Consider the following 20,431-nt stretch of genomic DNA (forward strand, 5'->3'; position numbering starts at 1 on the left):
GGACATGGACCTCAAGCTCTCCCACACGTTCATCCAAGTTCACGACCAGGACGAGGCGCTGGCCTTCTACCGCGACATCCTCGGGCTCCAACTGCGCACCGATGTGGAGTTCGACGGCTACCGGTGGCTGTCCGTCGGCCCGCCGTCCCAGCCCGGGGTGGAGATCGTCCTGGAGTCGGTCGGCATGGGCCGACCCGCCGACGAGAAGACCTTCCGTGAGCTGCTGGCCAAGGGCTCGCTCAGCGGCGTGATCTTCGTCACCGGCGACTGCGACGCCACCTTCGAGAAGTTGCGCGCCTCCGGCGCCGAGGTGCTCCAGGAGCCGATCGACCAGCCTTACGGGGTGCGCGACTGCGCCTTCCGCGACCCCTCCGGCAACCAGCTGCGCTTCTCCGAGGTCCGTACCTCCTGACCCTGCCGCTGTGCCGGGCTGCTGCCGGGCGGTGCGGGCCGTCGGTTTCCCGCGCCGCCCGGTGCTCCACCCTGCCGTCCACGCCTCGGTGATCCACTTCCGCGGCCCGGCTCTAGGGTACGGGTATGAGTGCTCAGGCATACCTCTCCGAACTCTTCTCGCTCGATGGCCGGGTCGCCGTGGTCACCGGCGGCAGCTCCGGCATCGGCCGGGCCATCGCAGGGGCCCTCGCGCAGGCGGGGGCGAGCGTGGTGGTCGTGGCCCGCAGGGAGGCGGAGTTGGCCGCCACGGTCGACGAGCTGACCGCCGCCGGCTGCCGGGCGGCCTGGGTCAGCGCCGACCTGGGCACCCGCGACGGTGTGCGCGCGGCGGCCGAGGCGGCGACCGAGGCGTTCGGGGAGCCCGACATCCTGGTGAACTCCGCCGGGATCAACCTGCGGCCGCCGATGGGCGAGTTGGGCGACGAGGTGTGGGACACCACGATGGCGGTGAACCTGGAGGCGCCCTTCCTGCTGGGGCAGCGGTTCGGTCCCGGCATGGCCGAGCGGGGCTTCGGGCGGATCATCCACATCACCTCCCAGCAGGCGCATCGGGCGTTCGTCCAGAGCGGCGCCTACGGGGTGTCCAAGGGGGCACTGGAGTCCCTGGCCCGTTCACAGGCCGAGGCATGGTCGCCGTACGGCGTCACCTGCAACACGCTGGTGCCGGGCTTTGTGATGACGCCGCTCAATGTGCGGCTCTCCTCCGACCCGGAGAAGGTGGCGGCGCTGGCCGCACGCACGCTGATCGGGCGCAATGGGCTGGCCGAGGACTTCGCGGGCGCGGCGGTGTTCCTGGCCAGCCGCGCCTCCGGCTACGTCACCGGACAGGCCGTCTTTGTCGACGGCGGGCTCTCCGTGCACTGAGCCTGCCGTTGTCCAGTGCCGCAGGAGTCGTGCAGCTCCACCGTGCGTTTTCCGAGGGTGGGCACGCCTGGTTCTCTCCACGAGTCCGGACAGCAGATGTACGGCACTCCGGGAGGCATCCCGTCCCTGGCAGGCGTGGCTGTAGGGCCCGGCCCCGTGGGTGAGGGCGGGGCCCGGGCCGGTGGCTTGATCGGTCGGCGGGTCTTGATCGCTGCCGAGCCTGCTGATTGGGTGGCCGGCATGACTGAGCTCGGACCCGTCGCCTGGCCACCTGCCCCGATCAGGACCGAGAGGCTCGTGCTCCGTGAGCCCGAGGCCCGGGACCGTGCGGCGTTCATCGAGCTGCTGGCGTCGCCAGAGGTGCACACCTACCTCGGCGGCCCCCGCGCGCGTGACGAGCTTGAGCGCGAGATGCCCGAGGCGCCCGGGCGGTGGCCCGGGAGTTTCGTCGTTGATCTCGACGGGGCGATGATCGGCCAGATCCTGCTCAGGAGGGCAACGGAGCACCGTCGCCCGGCTGCCGCGGGGAAGGCCGATCTCGGCTACCTCTTCCTGCCGCGAGCGTGGGGACTCGGGTACGCCGCCGAGGCGTGCACGGCGGCACTCGACTGGTTCGACGGCGTCCTTCCCGGCGAGCCGGTGGTGCTCACCACCCAGACCGCCAACGTCGGCTCGATGCGCCTCGCGGCAAAGCTGGGGTTCACCGAGGTGGAGCGGTTCCATGCCTGGGACGCCGAGCAGTGGCTCGGCCTGCGGTCCCCGGTCACGCCCTCCGACCGCCAGAGCAGCCAGAACGGCTGAGACGAGATCCCCGCCCGCCCACCGTGGACGACCACCACAGGCCGAGCGCGTCCCAGGGTGCGTTTCGCTGTTATCTTCGGGGGCCGGAGGTGGTGCCCGTGTCCGAGTGGTTCGACGCGGTCGATGCGCTGCTGGCCCGCGTGGAGGCCGGAGGAGACCTGCCGCCGCCGGAGGAGCGGGAACGGCTGCGCAAGGCCGCACGGCTGACCCAGGGGGACGTGGCCCAGGCCCTCCAGGTGCGGCGGGAGACCGTGGTGGCCTGGGAGTCGGGCCGTACCGAGCCCCGGCAGCCCAAGCGGGGAGCCTACGCCCGCCTGCTGGAGGGCCTGGCCGCCCGCTTCCCCGCCCCGGTACGGCCCTCCGGGCCTTCCGCAGCTGCCCCTGCGACGTCCGCCCCTGTGGACCCGCCCGTTGCCGGTCCTGCCGCCGACGGCCCCGACCTGGACGCCTCCGGGGTACCGGTGACCGCGCCGCCGGAGCCGTGCGTGCGATGCGGCAGGCCGAGCCCGTACCGTTCCGGTGGCCGTCCCCGGCACCTGGGCGACTTCTGCGCCCCCGCCGCGCCCGCGGCCACCCCTGCGTCCAACCCTGAGCCCCCGTCAGCACCAGCGGCAGCACCCACCCCCGTGCCTGCGCCCACTCCCGCGCCAGCGCCAGCGCCCACCCCCACCGTCGCCCCCGCGCCCACTCCGCCCCCCGCCCCCGGCCGGACCCGGGCGGTCGCCGCCCCCACCCCCGCAGGGGACACCCCGACCCGGGCCGGGGAGCGCTTCCCCAACGGTCCGCTGGCCGTACTGGACGGCGACGGCACCGCCCACCTCGCCGACGGCCGCACCCTGCCCTGCCCGGCCGGCACCGTCCCCGCCCTCGCCGACTGGGCCCTCACCACGGCGGGGATCGGCGCCGCCCGGCTGCACCGCTCCGGCAAGGACGGCGACCCGCTCGTCGTCCTCACCGCCGCCGCCGCCCAACGGCTCGGCCTACCCCCCGAACTCCAGGACCGCCGCACCCTGCGCCTCCCCGAGAACCACCGGGTGGTCAAGCAGTTGGCGACGGCGGAGTGGAAGCTGACCCGGCGCGGATTCGGCCCCTGGGCCCGCATCTACCGCCCGGCCAGCGACGGACGGCGCCACTGCGTACAGTTCGCCGTGCTGCCCTGGGACGCCCTCGACCCCCGCGCCTGGGGCGACGCAGGCAGCTTCCCCGCAGCCGAACTGGCCCGGGTCCTCGGCGCCTACGCCGCCCGTGTCCTGACCCCGCGCGGCTCCACCGCCGTCACCGGCCTGGAACTCATGACCGCGCTGCGCCCACCCACCCGCGCGGTCCGGGACGAGGCCACCGGTGCCTGGACGTCCGGGCCGGTACCCGGCTCCCTGACCGCCCCGGTGGACCCGGCGCCGCCGGAGGCCCCCGCCGAGCACCCCGCCGCAGTCGGCCGCGCGGTCGGCGATGTGCTCGACGAGGAGGCCTACGAGTGGCACCGCGACCCGGCGCTGCTCACCGAGGAGGAGCGGTCCCGCCCCTTCGCGGTCGGCCTGGACGTCAACACCGCCTTCCTCGCCGCCGCCAACCGGCTGACCGTCGGCCTCGGCGCACCCCGCCGGGTCACCGCGCCCGCCTTCGACCGCAAGACGCCCGGCTGCTGGCTGGTCGACCTCTCCGGCGTCCCCACCGACCCCCGCCTCCCGTCCCCGTTCACCCCCACCGGCGAACCCCCCACCGGCCCGGGCTGGTACGCCACCCCCACCGTCGCCTACGCCGTGGAACTCGGCGCCCGGGTGCAGCCCGTCGAGGCATGGATCCGGCAGGAGTCCGCCCCCTACCTGGACCCCTGGCACGCCCGGCTGCGCGACGCCTACCTTGCCACCATGGCCGACCTCGGCGTCACCAAGGACCTCGGGGAGGCCGCCTACCTGGACGCCATGGACCGCCACAAGCAGGCCGACCCGGCGATGGCCGCCGTCCTGTCCGCGATCAAAGCGACCGTCAAGGGCGGTATCGGCAAGCTGCGCGAACGCCCCCAGGGCGCGGGCTACCGGCCCGGGGAGCGCTGGCCGGCCCTGGAACGCCCCACCTGGCGCCCCGACATCCGCGCCGCCGTCATCGCCACCGCCCGGGTGAACATGCACCGCAAGATGGCCAGGACCGCAGCCGCCGCCGACCTCTACCCGCTCGCGGTACTCTCCGACTGCGCCGTCTACCCCAGCTCCGGCCCCACCCTCCACCACCTCCTCCCGCACACCCCCGACGGCAGCCCCGCCCCCGGCACCTTCCGCCTCGGCGTCAGCCCCGGAATGGTCAAGCACGAGGGCACCCAGACCATGGCCTGGGCACTCGACCTGCTGGAGCAGGGTTACAACCCCGCCCGCCACATCAAGGGCGGCGACGCCGTCCTGGACGAAGGAGAGTGACCCGTGGGGGAGATCGACCAGGGCATGGAACGCGCCCTGTACACCAAGCCGATCCCGCGCTCCGACGCCGCCCGCCTCCGCTTCCTGCTCCGCCAGGAGAAGGGCTCCACCCGCGCCCTGGCCGTCCGCCTCGGCGTCTCCCAACGCGCCGTCCAGCACTGGCTCAAGGGCGACCGGCACCCCCGACCGGACGCCGGAGCCCGGATCGAGGCGGAGGTGCGCCGCAGCTGGCAGCCCCGCGTCCGCCGACGGCTGCGCAGGCAGGCCGAGGCCGCCGGCATGGTGATCCACGCCCGCGCCCAGTTCGGCTTCACCGCCGCCCCCGGCTCCACCGACGACCCCCGGCTGCGCCTGATCACCCAGCACATCCCGGCCGACACCGCCGCCGCCCTGTTCGCCGCCCGGGACGCCGGCGCCCCCGAGGCCCGGCAGGCCGGCATCATCGCCGAGGGCCTCCAGGAGGCGTACTTCAAGGACGGCGGCCGCCGCGCCCCCGGGCTGCTGGTCGAATTCACCGGCATCGACTTCATCGACTTCGGCATCTGACCAGTCCCCGGCCGGCGGCAGCACTCGCGGTCTTGTGACCGAGCGCTTCATTTGGCCAGTGAGCGCCGCTGGACACCGGAAGGTCGTTCTCTGTCGCCGCCTGTGCCTGTTGTCGCGTGGCGGGCGGAGCCATGTGCGGGCCGCCTCGGCGTAGGGCTCAAGGTAGGTGAGACGGAATGGGGAGGGGTCGGGAAGAGTGTCCCCCTCGATGCGCCCGCGGAGGGTGCCCTGGTCGGCAGGAGTCCGCTGGGGCGGACGCCCCCTTGCCGCTGCGGCCTGAAGAACCCGGCGAACGCAATCCGGTCACAGCACTAGCCGGCGTAGGGGTTGCCACCGAGCCAGGTGGTGCCGTCGATCAGTTCGCGCACCGCGTCCAAGTGACCGCTGTGGCAGGCGACTTCGGTGAGCACGTGGATCAGGATGTGCCGCACGTCAGGCAGCCGCCAGGTCGGCCAGATCTCCACGGGCCAGGCAGCGGGCTCCTGTTCGGGCGCGGCGGCGGCGAGCACGGCGTCCGCGCGCGCGATGGCCGCCCGGTAGTCGGCGAAGACCTCCTCGGCGCTTATCCCCTCGGGTACGTACCAGTGCGCCTCCGCGCCCGCCGTGAGCTGTCCGGCCACATCCGGCTCGCCCGCGATCACCCCGGGGAACCAGAAGCGTTCGACATCCAGGGTGAGGTGGCGCAGCAAGGCCAGGCAGCTCCAGCCGCTGGGCAGCACCGGCCGCCGCAGATCCTCCTCCGAGAGTCCTTCGAGGATGCCGACGATGTGCTCGCGCTGGCGGTCAAGGGCGCCCTTGAGGGCGTCGAGTTCGGCGTTCACCGGGCGGCACACAGTTCGGCGAGGCGTTCCAGGGTCCTGTCCATCTGCGTCTGCCACCAGGCACGCCCGCTGTCCACTTCCGTGCGCCTGTTCTCCGGCATGCGCGAACCGTCGAAGATCTCGGTCACCACCGTCGCCCCGGCCCCGTCCGGGAGCAGGTCGAAGATCCACCGGTGGCCCCACGCGGCCCCGGGCACGGTGGCGTCCGGATGCCCACGACCGGGCCTCGGCTCCCAGCCGATGCGGCGGTCCGGCTCGTACTCGACGATGTGGTTGTCCATCTCGTAGTCGCCGTAGCGCTCGTAGTACATCCGCATCACAAAGACGTCCCCGACGCCCGAGACCACGGCATCGGAGACGCCGGCGCGCAGCATCCCCGAGCCGTCGAGGTCCGGGTGCCGTCCGGGGTCGGCCAGGATCCGGAAGATGTCCCCCGCCGGTGCCCCGATGCGCCGGGACACCATCACCAACGGCTCGCCTGTCGTACTCGTCATACCCGCCCCTCCGTCAACCGCAGAGCATGAACCTGACTTCCGCCTGGACGCTACAACAGGGGTACGACAACGCCTGGCCGAGCAGCCGGGCCGAGCATGTACGAGCCTTGCCGCCGGCACCACATGCCGTCGGGTGGCGCGGCGATCCTCCCGCAGGACTCGCGCCGGCGTGCGGCCCACCTCCGCCGCCGGTCGACAGCGGCTTTCGGCCGCGTATGGGAAGGGGGTGGCGCTGGTGGTGTGCGCGGCCAGAGTTTTGACGGGGACTTGACAGGAAAGAGGGGGGCTCCCATCCTCGTGGGAGCGCTCCCAGATGCTTGCCTCGATGCTCGCGGTCGTGGAGGCGCGGAGCGTCCGAACGGCGGGTCCCGCGCTGATGGCGCTCCCGAGCCCTCGACTTCCGCGCCGTACCCGCTCGAAGGAGAGCATGCCCATGCAGCGCAGACCCGCCCTCCTGGTCGCCCTCCTGGCCTCGGCCCTGGTCAGCGGCGGCCTGGCCGTCGGCCCACCGGCCGCCGCCGCAGGCCGGGCCGCCGCGGCCGGCGGAGGTCCGACGCTCAGCGTCGATCCGGCCGCCGCCCGGCACCCCATCAGCCGCGACATCTACGGTATGAACTTCGCCGACGCCGCCCTGGAGAAGGAGCTCAAGCTCCCGGTGGACCGCTGGGGAGGCAACGCCACCACCCGGTACAACTACCTCACCGACACCAGCAACCGCGCCAGCGACTGGTACTTCGAGAACATCCCCGAGAACGTCGCGGACCCCGGCGCCCTGCCGGACGGCTCCACCGCCGACCAGTTCGTCGAGAAGGACCGCGCCGCGGGCACCAGCACGATCATGACCGTGCCGCTGATCGGCTGGGTCCCCAAGCCGGCCCGTGAGAAGCTCTGCGGCTTCAGCATCGCCAAGTACGGCCCGCAGCAGTCCATCGACCCGTGGGACGAGGACTGCGGCAACGGCATCGCGCCCGACGGCAGCTTCATCACCGGCAACGACCCGACCGACACCAGCATCCCGGCGGGCGCCGACTTCGTCGCCGGCTGGGTCAAGTACCTCGGTGACAGATACGGGGACGCGGCGCACGGCGGCGTGAAGTTCTACAACCTCGACAACGAGCCGGACATCTGGCACGAGACCCACCGCGACGTCCACCCCAAGGGCGCGACCTACGACGAGATGAAGGCGACCACCTATGCGGTGGCCTCCGCGATCAAGGCCACCGACCCGGCCGCCAAGACCCTCGGCCCGGCCGGCTGGGGCTGGAACTCGGTCACCCTCTCCGGCGCCGACCAGCAGACCTGCAACACCCAGGGCGGCAGCTGCTGGGCCAACCCGCCGGACCGGGCGGCGCACGGCGGCGTCGACTTCGGCGCCTGGTACCTCCAGCAGATGGCCGCGTACGAGAAGGCCCACGGCACCCGCATCCTCGACTACTACGACAACCACTGGTACCCGCAGGGCAACGGCATCTTCGGCGAGAACGACGACGAGGCCACCCAGGCCCTGCGGCTGCGCTCGACCCGGGGGCTCTGGGACCCGACGTACACCGACGAGAGCTGGATCGGCCAGACGGTCAAGGCGATCCCCCGGATGAAGGCGCTGACCGAGGCGAACTACCCGGGCACCAAGACCGCGATCACCGAGTACAACTGGGGCGCGCTGGACAAGGTCGACGGCGGTATCGCGCAGGCCGACATCCTCGGCATCTTCGGCCGCGAGGGGCTGGACCTGGCCACCCTGTGGGGGCCGCCGGCCAACGACGACCCGGGCGCCTACGCCTTCCGGATGTACCTCAACTACGACGGCGCCGGCTCCGCCTTCGGCGACACCTCCGTCCGGGCCGCCAGCACCGACCAGGACCAGGTCGCCGTCTACGCCGCCGAGCGCAGCAGCGACCGGAACCTGACCGTGATGGTGATCAACAAGAGCCCCGGTGCGGTCACCGCTCCGCTCTCCGTCGCCGGTCTGGTCGGCAGCAGCAGGGCGCAGGTCTACCAGTACGGGCAGGCCGACACCAAGGCCGTCAAGCACCTGGCGGACCAGACGCTCACCGACGGCGCCGCCACCCTGAGCCTCCCGGGCTACTCGATCACCGAGCTGGTCCTGCCGCCGGCGGGCCGCAGCTGCACGGTCACGTACACCCGGCAGAGCGTGTGGCTGGGCGGGTTCACCGCGGCCGTGGACATCCGCAACACCGGTGACACCGCGCTGGACCACTGGACGGTGAAGTGGAACTACCCGGGGGACCAGCAGGTGACCAACGCCTGGAACGCCAAGGTCACCCAGAACGGCAAGTCCGTGACCGCGAGCGACATGGACTACAACGCCAGGATCGGCGTGGGCGGCAGTACCTCCTTCGGCTTCCAGGGCACCTGGACGTCCAATGACAGCCCACCGACCGCCTTCACCCTCAACGGAACCCCCTGCGCCGTCGGCTGACGCCGACACCACCGCCGCCGGGCCGGTCCTCGCCGTAGCGCGAGGGCCGGCCCGGCGCCGTTCGGCCCGGCGCCGTTCGGCCCGGCGCCGTTCGGCCCGGCGCCGTTCGGCCCGGCGCCGTTCGGCCCGTCACCGTTCGGCGCGTCACCGGAGGCGCAGGGTCGCGGCGGCCTTGTAGGTGCGCAGCACCGGCGCGGTCTCGATCCGGGCGATTGCGTCCAAGGCCACCTCGTGGATCAGGTAGCGGTGCAGTTCCTCCGCGTCCCGGCAGAGCGCGTGCGCGACCAGGTTCGTCGGGCCGGTCGTGGCCGCGACCAGGGCCAGCTCCCGGTGCCCGGCCAGTTCGGTGGCGACCGCGTCCAGGTGTGCGGGCGCGACCTGCATCCACAGCAGCGCCGACACGGTCACGCCCAGCGCCGACGGTTCGATGTCCACGTCGAGGAAGATCGCGCCGCACGCCCGCAGTCCGGCGAGCCTGCGGGCCACCGTGGAGGCGGTCGAACCGGTCGCGGCGGCAAGCTCCGCATAGCTGAGCCGGGCGTTGTCGCGCAGTGCGTCCAGCAGCAGGCGGTCGGCGCCGGTGAGCAGGTACGGCGGACCGTCCGGCTGGGATTTCGTCGCCCCGCTGTTCGGGCCCGGCTCCGGGCCGGTGGCGCTCTGGGCACGCAGCCGGGCCCGCTGGGCGGCGTCGAGGGTCTCGACGCGTCCGCGCCAGGCGGTGGGCCCGCCGAGGTAGGTGTGCAGGAGGTAATGCGCCGACACCGCCGTGATCCCGGCGGTGCGCTGGATGTCGCGCAGCAGCAGCGCATGCGCGTCGGGGCCGGTGGGCGCGGTGTGGATGATCGCGACGATCTCCGTGCCGCCGGAGGTCAGCCGCACCCATGAGGTGTCGGGGCGGCGTGCGAGTGCGACCGCGATGTCATGCGCGGCGCGCGTCGCGGCGGTCAGCCGTACGAACCACTGGTGGGTCCCGGAGCTGCGCGGCGTCGGCAGCGCGACCACGCGAAGGCCCGCCTCCGCGTAGAGGCGGCGATAGCGGCGCACCACGGTCTGGGTGGAGCAGCCGAGGATGTCGGCGACGAGCGTGAACGGCGCCCGCCCGTCGACTTGCAGGGCATGGATCAGGCCGCGGTCCAGGTCGTCCAGTACGAGCACATCCACCAAAGTAACCGACCTGGATGGAAGTAATCGCCGAATCCCGTCTCGGTGATGGCACCGGATGCCCGATGGCCGGGACGGTGGTGAGCGGCACCGCCACCGGTCGCGGGCCGCCCGCCCGGCGGGCCGCATTCCGAGCACCGCACACACCACGAGCACGGCACACCCAGGGGGAGACGCATGTCCCAGAGCACCGGCCACGGCACGCCGATCGATACCGACCCGCATCCGGACCAGGGCGGGGCCGCGCCGGCGTCCGCGTACCGGTGGCGGTGGCCCGCGTTGGCGGCGGTGCTGATCGCCGAGGCGATGAACCTGCTGGACGCCACGATCGTCCAGGTCGCGGGCCCGGTCATCCACACCGACCTGGGCGGCGCGGACACCGCCATCCCGTGGTTCAGCGCCGCCTACACCCTCGCGTTCGCGCTAGGGCTGCTGACCGGCGCCAGGCTCGGCGACATCGCGGGCCGCCGCCGCGTCTTCCGTATCGGCGTCGTCGCATTCGCCGTCACCTCGCTGGCGTGCGCGCTCGCGCCGACCGCCGGGGTGCTGATCGGGCTGCGCGCGGTGCAGGGTGCCGCGGCGGCGCTGATCATCCCGCAGACGTTCGGCCTGATCCGGGCGATGTTCGACGGCGATGAGCTGCCCAAGGCGCTGGGGACGATCGGCCCGGTCATGGGCCTGTCGGCGGTGCTGGGTCCGGCGCTCGGCGGGGTGCTGACCCATGCCGACCTGTTCGGTTCGTCGTGGCGCGTCTGCTTCCTGGTCAATCTCCCGCTCGCCGCCGCCGTCCTGGTCGTCGCGCGGCGGCTGCGCGAGGACCGCGCACCGGTACGGCCGGGCCTGGACCCGGTGGGCACGGCCCTGGCGATGGCAGGCACCGCGCTGGTGGTCTGCCCGCTGGCCACCGGCACGCCTGGACCGGCCGGTCGGGTGGTGGCGTGCGCGGGTGCGGCCCTCCTGGCGCTGTTCGTCGCCCACCAGCGCCGTACCGCGCGCCATGGCCGGGCCCCGCTGGTCGAACCGGCGCTGCTGCGGGGCCGCGCGTTCCCCGCCGCGCTGGCCGTCTCCACACTGTTCTTCGCCGTCATGAACGGCGTCATGATCACCGTGGTGCTGCACCTGGAACTGGGCCTGCACCGCGGCCCGCTCAGCGCGGGCCTGACCCTGCTGCCCTGGTCCGCCGGACTGGCCGCCGGGTCGTGGGCCGCAGGCGCGTACCTGGTGCCGAGGTACGGGACCCGCGTGATGCACGCCGGGATCGCCGCCCTCGCGGTCGGGCTCGCCGCCGCGATCCTCGCCTACCGGTCCGCCGCGCCCGGCGCGTACCCGGCGGCGCTCCCGTTCGCGCTCGCCGTCGCGGGGCTGGGCACCGGCCTGTTCACGCCGCCCTTCTTCACCACCGCGCTCAGCGGCGTCGGCCCGCAGGAGACCGGCTCGGCGGCCGGGCTCCTCAACGCCGTCCAGCAACTCGGCGGCACACTCGGCGTCGCGGTGATCGGCGGCGTCTACCTCGCCCACGGCGGCACCCCGCGCGGCGCCGTACAGGCCGCGCTCGGCACGGCCGGGGCCGTTCTGGCGGCCACCGCGCTCGCCGCCGTCGTGATGACCGGGCGGCGCCGCCAAGGGCCCGGCCCCGAGACCTCGCACCGCTGAACGGACCACTGCCTCCCGCCATCCGGACGGGTTCCCAGTGGCACCCGTAAGCTGCGCCGCCCAGACGCATCCGCCGGGCCGGGACCACCGGCCAGGTCCCGGACTCCCACCGTGGCCGGCAATGGGTGCCCGCCGGCCCCGCGCCCAGGCGGCCGGACATACGCGGCCCCGGCCCGGGTCGGATGAGCCCGTGCACGATCACGGCCAGCCGGTAGGCCGCGTTGACCAGGGCGATCAGCGAGACCAGCGAGACCAGCGCGGCGGTCCGGTCGTCGTCGTGGTGCTCGCGCACCTGGGCCCAGGTCTCGTCGAACACGCTCTGGTGGGCGTCGGCAAGCACTGGCGCAGCCTGCTCGGCCGCCCTCCTGGCCGACCACCCATGCACGTCACCGTCAGTCGCCTTCGGACGCACGCCGGGCGAGCCTCTCACGCAGGCCGGCCAGCCGGGCGATCTCGGCGTCGAGGGCGGCGAGCCTGCGGCCGACGATCCCCGAGGTGGGGGCGCCGGGTTCCACGGAGCCGCATCGCGGCGGAGGCTCCTGGGCGAGCAGATGGAGACGGTCGGCGCAGCTGCGCAGGTCCTCGATGGTGAGCCCGAGGGCCAGCAGGTCGCGGATGATGCGCACTCGTGTGATCTCGCCGGGCCCGTATTCGCGCTGACCGGAGGCCGTGCGGACGGGCGGGGGCAGTAACCCGCGCTGCTCGTAGAACCGCAGTGCCCTGGGCGTAGTGCCCGCCGCCGCTGCCGCGTCGCCGATCCGCATCCTGCCCCCGTTCCCCGCTGCCCACCCGCCCGCGTCCGCCGAACGGGCACCAGGCTCGAAGTGCCTGCCCTCGATCATGTGCTGCAGCGCCTGCGGTACGCGATCGATGCCCGCGATCGGGCCGGAGCGCAGCCAGTCACCGAAGCGACCGGTCCACTCCTTCGCGCGCGTCAGCTCACCGCCTGCTTGACGAGCGCAGCGATCCGCGCCTCCACCTCGGCCGTCACCTCGGTCAGGGCGAAACCGGCCGCCCACATCGTGCCCTCGTCCAACTTCGCCTGGTCGCTGAACCCGAGCGTCGCGTAGCGGGTCTTGAACTTCCCCGCGCTCTGGAAGAAGCAGACGACCTTGCCGTCCAGCGCATAGGCGGGCATCCCATACCAGAGCTTGGGCGCGAGGACCGGGGCGTTGGCGGTGATGACGGCATGGACGCGCTCGGCCATGATCCGGTCCGAGTCCTGCATCTCGGCGATCTTGGCGAGCACGTCCCGCGCTGCCTCCGCCGCCTTGTCCGCGCGCGAGCTGCGGCGCGCCGCTGCCTTCAGCTCTCGGGCGTGGTCCTTCATCGCGGCCTGCTCCTCGGCCGTGAAACCCTCGTATGCGCTGCTTCCGGTGTTGCTCATGGCCGGCTTCCCCCTTGAGAAACGTGATGTGCGGGGCCTTGCGAGGGGACCTTATCCCGGTGCACTGACACCGGGCCCGGCTGCCAGGCCCCGCCGGATGAGCCCATGCTGCTGCGCGCACATTCCGTTCCCCGGCGTCGCGGATCAGCGGCCGCCGCGCAGCCGCTCCAGGTCGCGCCGCTCCCGCTTGGTGGGGCGCCCGGCGCCACGGTCGCGGTGGGCGACCTCGGCGGTCTCCTCGCGGGGCGGCGGGGGAGGGCTGTTGTCGACAAAGCACTCTGCGGCGACGGCCGCCCCGATCCGCTTGCGCACCAGGCGGGAGACCACGACGATCCGCTCCCGCCCGTCCTGGCGGAGCCGTACCACGTCGCCGCAGCGCACGGTGTGGGCGGGCTTGACGCGGTCGCCGTTGACCTGCACGTGGCCGGCCCGGCAGGCGGCGGCGGCGAGTGAACGGGTCTTGGTGAGCCGTACCGACCAGATCCAGCTGTCGATCCGTACGGGCGCCTCGTCTGGAGCCATGCCACGACCCTAGTGCCTCGCCCGCCGACGTTTGCCGTGCCGAGGCCCCGCGCGGGCGCTTGCCCAGGCACTCCGGGCTTCGCAAGCGCCTCCCGGACACCGGCTATAGGGTGCTGACGGGCTTGATCATCGAGAGAGCCCACCGAGCACCGTCCGAACGGAGGGATACGCCATGTATGACGCGCTGCTGGCGGAGACAGCCACCATCACCGGCCACGGTGGAGACCGGATCGAGGCATACACCGCCCGCCCGATGACCCCCGGGCCCATCGGCGGCGTCGTGGTCATCCACCACATGCCGGGGTATGACGCGCCGACCAAGGAGATCACCCGCCGGTTCGCGGCCGAGGGCTACGCCGCGGTCTGCCCCAACCTGTACAGCCGCGAGGCTCCGGGGGCGGCGCCGGACGACGCGGCGGCGGCGGCACGCGCCCAGGGCGGGGTGCCGGACGAGCGGCTGATCGGGGACGTCGCCGGCGCCGCCGCTTATCTGCGCGGCCTGCCGTCCGCCAACGGCCGGGTCGGCGTGATCGGCTACTGCTCCGGCGGCCGGCAGGCATTCCTCTCCGCGTGCAGCCTGGACCTCCAGGCGGCCGTCGACTGCTACGGAGCGTTCGTCGGCGGCCGTCCGCCGGAGAACTTCCCGATCCAGGTGGAGCCGATCGCCCACCTCTCCAAGAACCTCCACTGCCCGCTGCTGGGCCTCTTCGGCGCCGAGGACCAGTACCCCTCGCCCGCCGAGACCGCCGAACTGGAGGCGGAGCTGAAGTCCCACGGCAAGGAGTACGAGTTCCACACCTACGAGGGCGCCGGCCACTCCTTCTTCTCGGTGGACCGGCCCAGCTACCGCCCGCAGGCCGCAGCCGACGGCTGGGGGCGCATCCTCGACTTCTTCGGCCGCCACCTCGCCTCCTGATCCCGAGCCCCACCCGCCCCCTCCAGATCGGAGTCAGCGCATGTGCACCTACCTCACGGCAAAGGTCGAGATCGCCGGCAGCGGCAAGGGAGCCCACGGGTACTTCCCGCTCACCCACGCCACGGTCTATGTCGACCACCCCCAGCACGCCCCCTATGAGCACACCGTCAACATCGACTTCCTCAACCCCGCCCAGGGGCCGTCGGCTCGGGTGGCGGTCGAGCTGACCGAGGAGGCCGCGCTCGCCCTCATCGAGGCGGTGCGCACCGCCCTCGCGTCGGCCCCGCCCGGGCTGGCCTCGCAGCGGACCGCCCAGCAGACCGCCTAGCGGCTCGGGGCCCCGTCTCCGGCGGATCGCGGGGGGACCTCGACCGGTGTTAGAAATGGCGTATGATCGAATTTTTCGGTCGATATCGGGCGTGGCTCGCCCGCCTGCTCGCCGGATCGCGTCCGCGACACCGGAGCAGTCGGCGCACACGCCCGCGCCCCCCGCTGCCGGGGCTCCTGCCGAAGCTGGGGGTCCGCAGCGTCGCCGGCCAGGTCTTTGTGCTGCAAGTGGTGGTGGTGGCGCTGCTGGTCCTGGTCTCGACCGTGGCGCTGCTGCTGCAATCCCGGTACGACATCACGCAGGACGCCCGCGACCGGTCGCTCGCCGTCGCCGAGACCCTGGCCGAGGCCCCCGGCACCGCGCAGGCGCTGACCAGCGCGAACCCCACCGCGACCCTGCAACCGGAGGCCCGGAAGCTCCTCCTGGAGTCCGATGTCGACCTGGTCGTCGTCTACGGGCCGAACGGGATCCGCTACACCGACCCCGACCCCGCCCTGATCGGGAAGCACGTCTTCGGCGCCGGAGCGCCGCCGGTCCGCCCGTCCACCCGCGTCATCAGGACGGCTGCGGGGCCCTCGGTGACCTCGCTGGTCCCCGTGGTCGACTCGGCCGGAGCGACCGTGGGCACGGTCGCCGTCGGCGTCACCGTCCAGAACCTCAACGGCGAGCTGACCCGCCAGCTGCCCGTCGTGCTGGGTGCCGCCGGGGGCGCGCTCGCACTGGCCACCTGTAGTTCGCTGCTGGTCAGCAGGCGGCTGCGGCGCCAGACCCACGGCCTGGGCGCCGGTGAGATGACCCGGATGTACGAACACCATGACGCGGTGCTGCACGCCGTACGGGAGGGGGTCCTGATCACCGGGAGCGACGGCCGGCTGGTGCTCGCCAACGACGAGGCGCGACGCCTGCTCGACCTCCCCTCGGACGCGGAGGGCCGCCCCGTCGCCGAGCTGGGACTGGACCCGGAGACCGCCGGGCTGCTGCTCTCCGGCCGCGCGGTCACCGATGAGGTGCACCTGGCCGGCGACCGGCTGCTGGCCGTCAACACCCGCGACACCGCGCTGTACGGAGGGGGGTCCGGCATCGTCGCGACGCTCCGGGACACCACCGAGCTGCGCGCGCTCTCCGGCCGCAGCGAGGTGGCGCGGGAACGCCTGCGGCTGCTCTATGACGCCGGTGTGCGGATCGGCACCTCGCTGGATGTGGTGCGCACCGCCGAGGAGCTGGCGAACGTGGTGGTGCCGCGCTTCGCCGACTTCGTCACCGTCGACCTGCTGGACACGGTCCTGCGCGGCGAGGAGTCGCCGGAGTCGGCCGACCCCCTGCGCCGGGCAGCCGCCAGCGGCATCCGCCCCGGTCCGCCGTTCCTACAGGTGGGCGAGGTGGTCCGCAGCCGCCTGCTGCCCGCCCGTACGGCAGGCGCCGCGCGCGGCCGTGCGGTGCTCGACTCCCACCTCGCCTCGGCACACGACTGGCATGCGCACGACCCCGGTGCGGCCCGGACGGCGCTGGACCACGGCATCCACTCCCTGATCACCGTGCCGCTGCGGGCCCGGGACGCCGTGCTCGGCGTGGTCGCCTTCTACCGCGCGGACGCCTCCGAGCCGTTCGAGGAGGAGGACCTGTCCTTCACCGAGGAACTCGCCGCCCGCGCCGCCGTCTGCATCGACAACGCCCGCCGGTACACCCGCGAACGGGCCACCGCCGTCACCCTCCAGCGCAGCCTGCTGCCCCGCGCCCTGCCCGACCAGGGGGCCCTCGAAGTCGCCTACCGCTATCTGCCCGCGCAGGCCGGGGTGGGCGGCGACTGGTTCGACGTGGTCCCGCTGCCCGGCGCCCGGGTCGCGCTGGTGGTCGGGGACGTCGTCGGCCATGGACTGCACGCCGCCGCCACCATGGGGCGGCTGCGCACCGCCGTGCACAACTTCTCGGCCCTGGACCTGTCGCCCGACGAACTGCTCGGGCACCTGGACGAACTGGTCGCCCGGATGGACCAGGACGCGGTGTTCGGCGGCGAGTCCGCGACCGGCGTCACCGGCGCCACCTGCCTGTACGCGATCTACGACCCGGCCTCCGGCCGCTGTGTCGCGGCGCGGGCCGGACACCCGGGCCCGGCCCTGGTCCGGCCGTGCGGCGCCGTGGAGTTCCCGGAGATCCCCGCCTCCCCGCCGCTGGGCCTGGGCAGCCTGCCGTTCGAGACGGCCGAGTGGGAGCTGCCGGCCGGGACCCAGCTGGTCCTCTACACCGACGGGCTGGTCGAGGACCGCCTCCAGGACGTCGACGTGGGCCTGGAGAGGCTGCGCCGCGTACTGGCCTCGGACGACCAGGTGAACCGCACACCGGAGGAGACCTGCCAGGCGGTCTCCGACGCCATGCTGCCCCCGCACCCCAGCGACGACATCGCGCTGCTGGTCGCCCGCACCCGGCGGCTGGACCCGACCCAGGTCGCCGAGTGGGGCGTCCCGTCCGACCCCGCCGCCGTCTCCCGGGTCCGCGCCGAGTGCAGCCGCCGCCTGGCGGAGTGGGGGCTGGAGGAGACGGGGTTCGCCACCGAGCTGGTGCTCAGCGAGCTGATCACCAACGCCATCCGCTACGGCGCCCAGCCCATCAGGGTCCGGATGCTCTGCGACCACAGCCTGATCTGCGAGGTCTCCGACGGCAGCAGCACCTCCCCGCACCTGCGCCGGGCGGCCAGCACCGACGAGGGCGGCCGTGGCCTCTTCCTGGTCGCCCAGTTCGCCGAACGCTGGGGGACCAGGTACACGCCCGAGGGCAAGGTCATCTGGACCGAGCAGCCGCTGCACCACGGACCGGCGGCAGACGTCGGCGGCGACTCGGACTCCGACATCCTGGAGCAGTGGGACGTACCTGCCCTGTGAGCCCGCGTCCGCCCGGCGCTGCCGCCAGGGCCTTGGCTGACCTACCGTCAGAAAGCTGGAGCGGCCGGTCGGCAGGGGCTCAGTCGGGCTGGGAGCGCGGCCGGGCGGTGCTGTGGCGGACGATCAGCTGCACCGGCAGCGACAGGCGCACCGGCGGCGCGGGGGCGCGGCCGACGGGCCCGGGCGGCAGCACATCGGGGTGGACCAGCAGGGCGCGGGCCGCATGCCGGCCCTTGTCGACCGAGGGCTGGCGGACGGTGGTCAGCGGCGGGTCCGCCGCTGCCGCCGCCGGGATGTCGTCGTAGCCGACCACCGAGAGGTCCCCCGGGATCGTCAGACCGGCCTCCTCGGCTGCCTGGCAGGCGCCCAGGGCCAGCAGGTCGCCGATGGCCAGGACGGCGGTCGGCGGCGAACCGGCCGCCAGCAGGGGCCGGGTGGCCTCGCGCCCGGCGGCGACGGTGTTGTCGCCGCACTCCACGACGGTGAGGTGCCCGGGGGGCAGCCCGGCGTCGGTCCAGGCGGTCAGGTAGCCGGAGAGCCGTTCATGGAGGATCGCGCTGCTGGTGGCCAGCGCCTCGGCCCAGGTGGCCGTGCCATGCCGGGGCTGTACGGCCAGCCGGTCGACCAGCACCACCGCCCGGCGGTGGCCGAGGTCGATCAGGTGGCGGGCGGCGGCGTGCCCGCCGTCGCGGTCGTCCACGGTGACGAACCCGCTCCAGGCGGCGCCGAAGATCCGCAGGCCGGTGCCATGGCCGGGTGAGTCGGCGGCGGCCACCGGCAGGCCGCGCTTGGCCAGCACGGCGAGCCCCGGGTGGTCCACCTCCACGCTGTAGAGCAGAGCGGCGTCGATGACCGCGCGTTCCAGGGCGGCCAGCGGCGCCGGGGAGACGGGGTGCGGCGGCGCGGCGGCGGTGCGCGGCAGCGGGCCGACGGCGGGGGGAAGCGCAAGCAGGGTCATGCCCAGTTCGCGCCGCTGGAACTCCTCGGCCGCGCCCCGCAGGAACGCGGTCGCGGCCGGATCGGCGAACGCGGCGGCCAGCGGCATCGGCAGCACCACCCCGAGCGTCCCGGTGCGGCGTCGGCGCAGCGAGGCGGCCGTGGGGTCGGGCCCGGCATAGCCGAGGGCCTCGGCGGTCTCCAGCACCCGGGTCCGTACGGCGGCGGAGACCCGACCGGTGCCGTTGAAGACATTGGAGACGGTCATATGGGACACGCCGGCGGCCCGCGCCACGTCCTTGAGCGTTGTCACGCCCCTACTGTGGCACGGCCGCACTTGTGTGGAGGGGTCTGCTGTGCGACGGTGGTTCACCGATAGAGGTTTATCGGTAAATCACGACCGCCCTGGAGAGACAGACCGCCGATGTCCCGGACCGACCGCCCCGCACCACCGACGGCCGCGCTGCGCCGGGCCCGGCTGGCCACCTTCGCCTTCTTCGGCCTCAATGGCTTCGTCCTCGGCATGTGGATCGTGCACATCCCGGTGATCGAGGAGCGGACCGGGGTCTCCCACAGCACCCTGGGCGCCCTGCTGCTGGTGCTCGGCGGCGCCGCGCTCGCCTCCATGCAGGTCGCCGGGCCGCTCTCGGACCGTCTGGGCCACCGCACCGTGGTCACCGGAGCCGGCATCCTGATCAGCGCCGCCGTCATCGCGCCCGGCCTGGCCACCGGCCCCTGGGCGCTGGCTGCCGCACTGGTCGCCCTCGGGCTGGGCAACGGCGGCCTGGACGTGGCCATGAACGCGCACGCGGTCGAGGTCGAGCGCGGGTACGGGCGTCCGGTGATGTCCGCCTTCCATGCGGTCTTCTCGGTCGGCAGCGTCGCCGCCGCAGCCGTCGGCGCACCCCTGCTGGCCCACCAGGTCGCCCCCGGCGCAACCCTGACCGTGGTGGCCGTGGTCGGCGTCCTGGCGGCGTGCCTGGCCGGCCGGGGCCTGCTGGCCGAGCTGCCCCCGCAGCAGGACGCCGCCGGCGCCCCCGCCGATGCGGCGGACACGGGGGCGGGCACCGGCCGCAGGCCGCTCGGCCGCGCGCTGTGGCTGCTGGGCGCCCTCACCTTTGCGCTGATGCTCTGCGAGGGGGTCGCCTACGACTGGTCCACCCTGCATCTGCGGGATGTCCTGGACGCATCGGTGGGCACCGCCGCACTCGCCTATGGGGCCTTCTCGGTGGCCATGACCGGGGGCCGGTTCGCGGCCGACCGGGTCAGCGCGCTGCTCGGCCCGGTACGCGTGGTGCGCTACGGCGCCGCCGTGGCCGCCGTCGGCCTGGCCACTGCGGCGGCCTCGCCCTGGATCGCGGGCGCGCTGGCCGGCTGGACCCTCTTCGGCATCGGCCTCTCCGGCTGCGTCCCGCAGTTCTTCACCGCCGCAGGCAACCTCGACCCGAACGCCTCCGGCGCCGCCATCGCCAAGGTGGGCGGCCTCGGCTACCTGGGCCTGCTGGCCGGGCCCGCCGTGATCGGCGCCCTCACCCACTGGATGCCGCTCAACGCGGCGTTTGTGCTGCCCGTCGTCCTGTGCGTGGTCGGTGCTGCCAGTGCCCGGGTGTTGCGTCCGGCCGCTGCCCGGTCCCAGGCTGCTGTGGCGGTGGAGTCTTCGGCTGAGGCATGAGGGGCGGCGGGTCGATTTCTCCTGCGGCGTTGTGCGGCCTGGCGTTCTGGGCGTGATCGGTGCTGCCAGTGCCCGGGTCCGGGTTGCCGTGGCGGTGGAGTCTGCGGCTGAGGTCTGAGCGGCGGTCGGTCGACCGCCACCTCCGGCGGG

The 20,431-nt window shown here is 73.7% G+C and carries 18 protein-coding genes and 2 pseudogenes; 11 read left to right on the forward strand and 9 right to left on the reverse strand.

Features of this window, described 5'->3' with window-relative positions; translation table 11 throughout:
- Window positions 1-4 precede the first annotated feature (4 nt).
- The 5 genes from C7M71_RS29075 to tpg all read left to right on the forward strand — a co-directional run bounded on the left by C7M71_RS29075 (window position 5) and on the right by tpg (window position 5,075).
- Entirely contained in the window at window positions 5-412 is a 408-nt protein-coding gene (locus C7M71_RS29075) for a VOC family protein (RefSeq protein ID WP_111491101.1), read from the forward strand.
- Window positions 413-537: 125 nt separating this feature from the next.
- Entirely contained in the window at window positions 538-1,317 is a 780-nt protein-coding gene (locus C7M71_RS29080) for an SDR family NAD(P)-dependent oxidoreductase (protein WP_111491102.1), read from the forward strand.
- Window positions 1,318-1,557: 240 nt separating this feature from the next.
- Complete coding sequence (locus C7M71_RS29085) at window positions 1,558-2,118, forward strand: GNAT family N-acetyltransferase (RefSeq protein ID WP_111491105.1); 561 nt, start codon at window positions 1,558-1,560, stop codon at window positions 2,116-2,118.
- Window positions 2,119-2,216: 98 nt separating this feature from the next.
- Window positions 2,217-4,529: a telomere-associated protein Tap gene (tap, locus tag C7M71_RS29090; protein WP_407675957.1), complete on the forward strand. Its 2,313-nt coding sequence runs from the start codon at window positions 2,217-2,219 to the stop codon at window positions 4,527-4,529.
- Between the two features lie 3 nt (window positions 4,530-4,532).
- On the forward strand, window positions 4,533-5,075 hold the full coding sequence (tpg, locus tag C7M71_RS29095) for a telomere-protecting terminal protein Tpg (RefSeq protein ID WP_322975209.1): 543 nt from the start codon (window positions 4,533-4,535) through the stop codon (window positions 5,073-5,075).
- A 126-nt stretch (window positions 5,076-5,201) separates the two neighbouring features.
- Here the strand turns inward: tpg and C7M71_RS32350 are convergent.
- The 3 genes and pseudogenes from C7M71_RS32350 to C7M71_RS29105 form a co-directional block, all read right to left on the reverse strand.
- A pseudogene (locus C7M71_RS32350) lies at window positions 5,202-5,312 on the reverse strand (ATP-binding protein); the annotation flags it as partial.
- 74 nt (window positions 5,313-5,386) lie between these two features.
- Window positions 5,387-5,896, reverse strand: coding sequence for a DinB family protein (locus C7M71_RS29100; RefSeq protein WP_162824451.1), 510 nt, complete (start codon window positions 5,894-5,896; stop codon window positions 5,387-5,389).
- Window positions 5,893-6,390 carry an SRPBCC family protein gene (locus C7M71_RS29105; protein ID WP_162824453.1) on the reverse strand — a complete coding sequence of 166 codons (498 nt, stop codon included), beginning with the start codon at window positions 6,388-6,390 and terminating at the stop codon, window positions 5,893-5,895. The genes C7M71_RS29100 and C7M71_RS29105 overlap by 4 nt, the downstream gene beginning before the upstream one ends.
- Window positions 6,391-6,823: 433 nt before the next feature.
- On the opposite strand from C7M71_RS29105, the gene C7M71_RS29110 reads away from it, so the two are divergent.
- Window positions 6,824-8,830 (forward strand): glycoside hydrolase family 44 protein, encoded by a 2,007-nt coding sequence (locus tag C7M71_RS29110; protein ID WP_111490779.1) that lies wholly within the window; start codon window positions 6,824-6,826, stop codon window positions 8,828-8,830.
- Window positions 8,831-8,974: 144 nt separating this feature from the next.
- Here C7M71_RS29110 and C7M71_RS29115 read toward each other — a convergent pair whose 3' ends face one another.
- Complete coding sequence (locus C7M71_RS29115; RefSeq protein WP_229758992.1) at window positions 8,975-9,991, reverse strand: Lrp/AsnC family transcriptional regulator; 1,017 nt, start codon at window positions 9,989-9,991, stop codon at window positions 8,975-8,977.
- Between the two features lie 177 nt (window positions 9,992-10,168).
- Between C7M71_RS29115 and C7M71_RS29120 the strand changes: the two genes are divergently transcribed.
- The gene (locus C7M71_RS29120) at window positions 10,169-11,644 is read left to right on the forward strand and encodes an MFS transporter (protein ID WP_111490778.1); all 1,476 of its coding nucleotides are present in this window, start codon (window positions 10,169-10,171) and stop codon (window positions 11,642-11,644) included.
- A 190-nt stretch (window positions 11,645-11,834) separates the two neighbouring features.
- On the opposite strand, the pseudogene C7M71_RS32355 reads toward C7M71_RS29120, so the two are convergent.
- From C7M71_RS32355 to C7M71_RS29140, 4 genes and pseudogenes are all read right to left on the reverse strand, one after another.
- Window positions 11,835-11,981 (reverse strand): annotated as a pseudogene (locus C7M71_RS32355) (carboxymuconolactone decarboxylase family protein); the annotation flags it as partial.
- Between the two features lie 55 nt (window positions 11,982-12,036).
- Entirely contained in the window at window positions 12,037-12,408 is a 372-nt protein-coding gene (locus C7M71_RS29130) for a MerR family transcriptional regulator (RefSeq protein WP_111490785.1), read from the reverse strand.
- A gap of 170 nt (window positions 12,409-12,578) precedes the next feature.
- A complete protein-coding gene (locus C7M71_RS29135; RefSeq protein WP_111490777.1) occupies window positions 12,579-13,031 on the reverse strand; it encodes an iron chaperone in 453 nt (150 codons plus the stop codon).
- 144 nt (window positions 13,032-13,175) lie between these two features.
- Window positions 13,176-13,553 (reverse strand): RNA-binding S4 domain-containing protein, encoded by a 378-nt coding sequence (locus C7M71_RS29140; protein ID WP_111490776.1) that lies wholly within the window; start codon window positions 13,551-13,553, stop codon window positions 13,176-13,178.
- A 172-nt stretch (window positions 13,554-13,725) separates the two neighbouring features.
- Between C7M71_RS29140 and C7M71_RS29145 the strand changes: the two genes are divergently transcribed.
- The 3 genes from C7M71_RS29145 (at window position 13,726) to C7M71_RS29155 (ending at window position 17,673) form a co-directional block, all read left to right on the forward strand.
- Window positions 13,726-14,469, forward strand: coding sequence for a dienelactone hydrolase family protein (locus C7M71_RS29145; protein ID WP_111490775.1), 744 nt, complete (start codon window positions 13,726-13,728; stop codon window positions 14,467-14,469).
- 40 nt (window positions 14,470-14,509) lie between these two features.
- Window positions 14,510-14,797: a DUF6295 family protein gene (locus C7M71_RS29150; protein ID WP_111490774.1), complete on the forward strand. Its 288-nt coding sequence runs from the start codon at window positions 14,510-14,512 to the stop codon at window positions 14,795-14,797.
- Between the two features lie 62 nt (window positions 14,798-14,859).
- Entirely contained in the window at window positions 14,860-17,673 is a 2,814-nt protein-coding gene (locus C7M71_RS29155; RefSeq protein ID WP_111490773.1) for a SpoIIE family protein phosphatase/ATP-binding protein, read from the forward strand.
- 79 nt (window positions 17,674-17,752) lie between these two features.
- Here C7M71_RS29155 and C7M71_RS29160 read toward each other — a convergent pair whose 3' ends face one another.
- A complete protein-coding gene (locus C7M71_RS29160; RefSeq protein WP_162824455.1) occupies window positions 17,753-18,922 on the reverse strand; it encodes a LacI family DNA-binding transcriptional regulator in 1,170 nt (389 codons plus the stop codon).
- A 111-nt stretch (window positions 18,923-19,033) separates the two neighbouring features.
- Here C7M71_RS29160 and C7M71_RS29165 point away from each other — a divergent pair, with 111 nt between their 5' ends.
- Window positions 19,034-20,281 carry an MFS transporter gene (locus C7M71_RS29165; RefSeq protein WP_111490772.1) on the forward strand — a complete coding sequence of 416 codons (1,248 nt, stop codon included), beginning with the start codon at window positions 19,034-19,036 and terminating at the stop codon, window positions 20,279-20,281.
- Window positions 20,282-20,431 lie beyond the last annotated feature (150 nt).

It is taken from the genome of Peterkaempfera bronchialis (assembly GCF_003258605.2).
Classification (GTDB): domain Bacteria; phylum Actinomycetota; class Actinomycetes; order Streptomycetales; family Streptomycetaceae; genus Peterkaempfera; species Peterkaempfera bronchialis.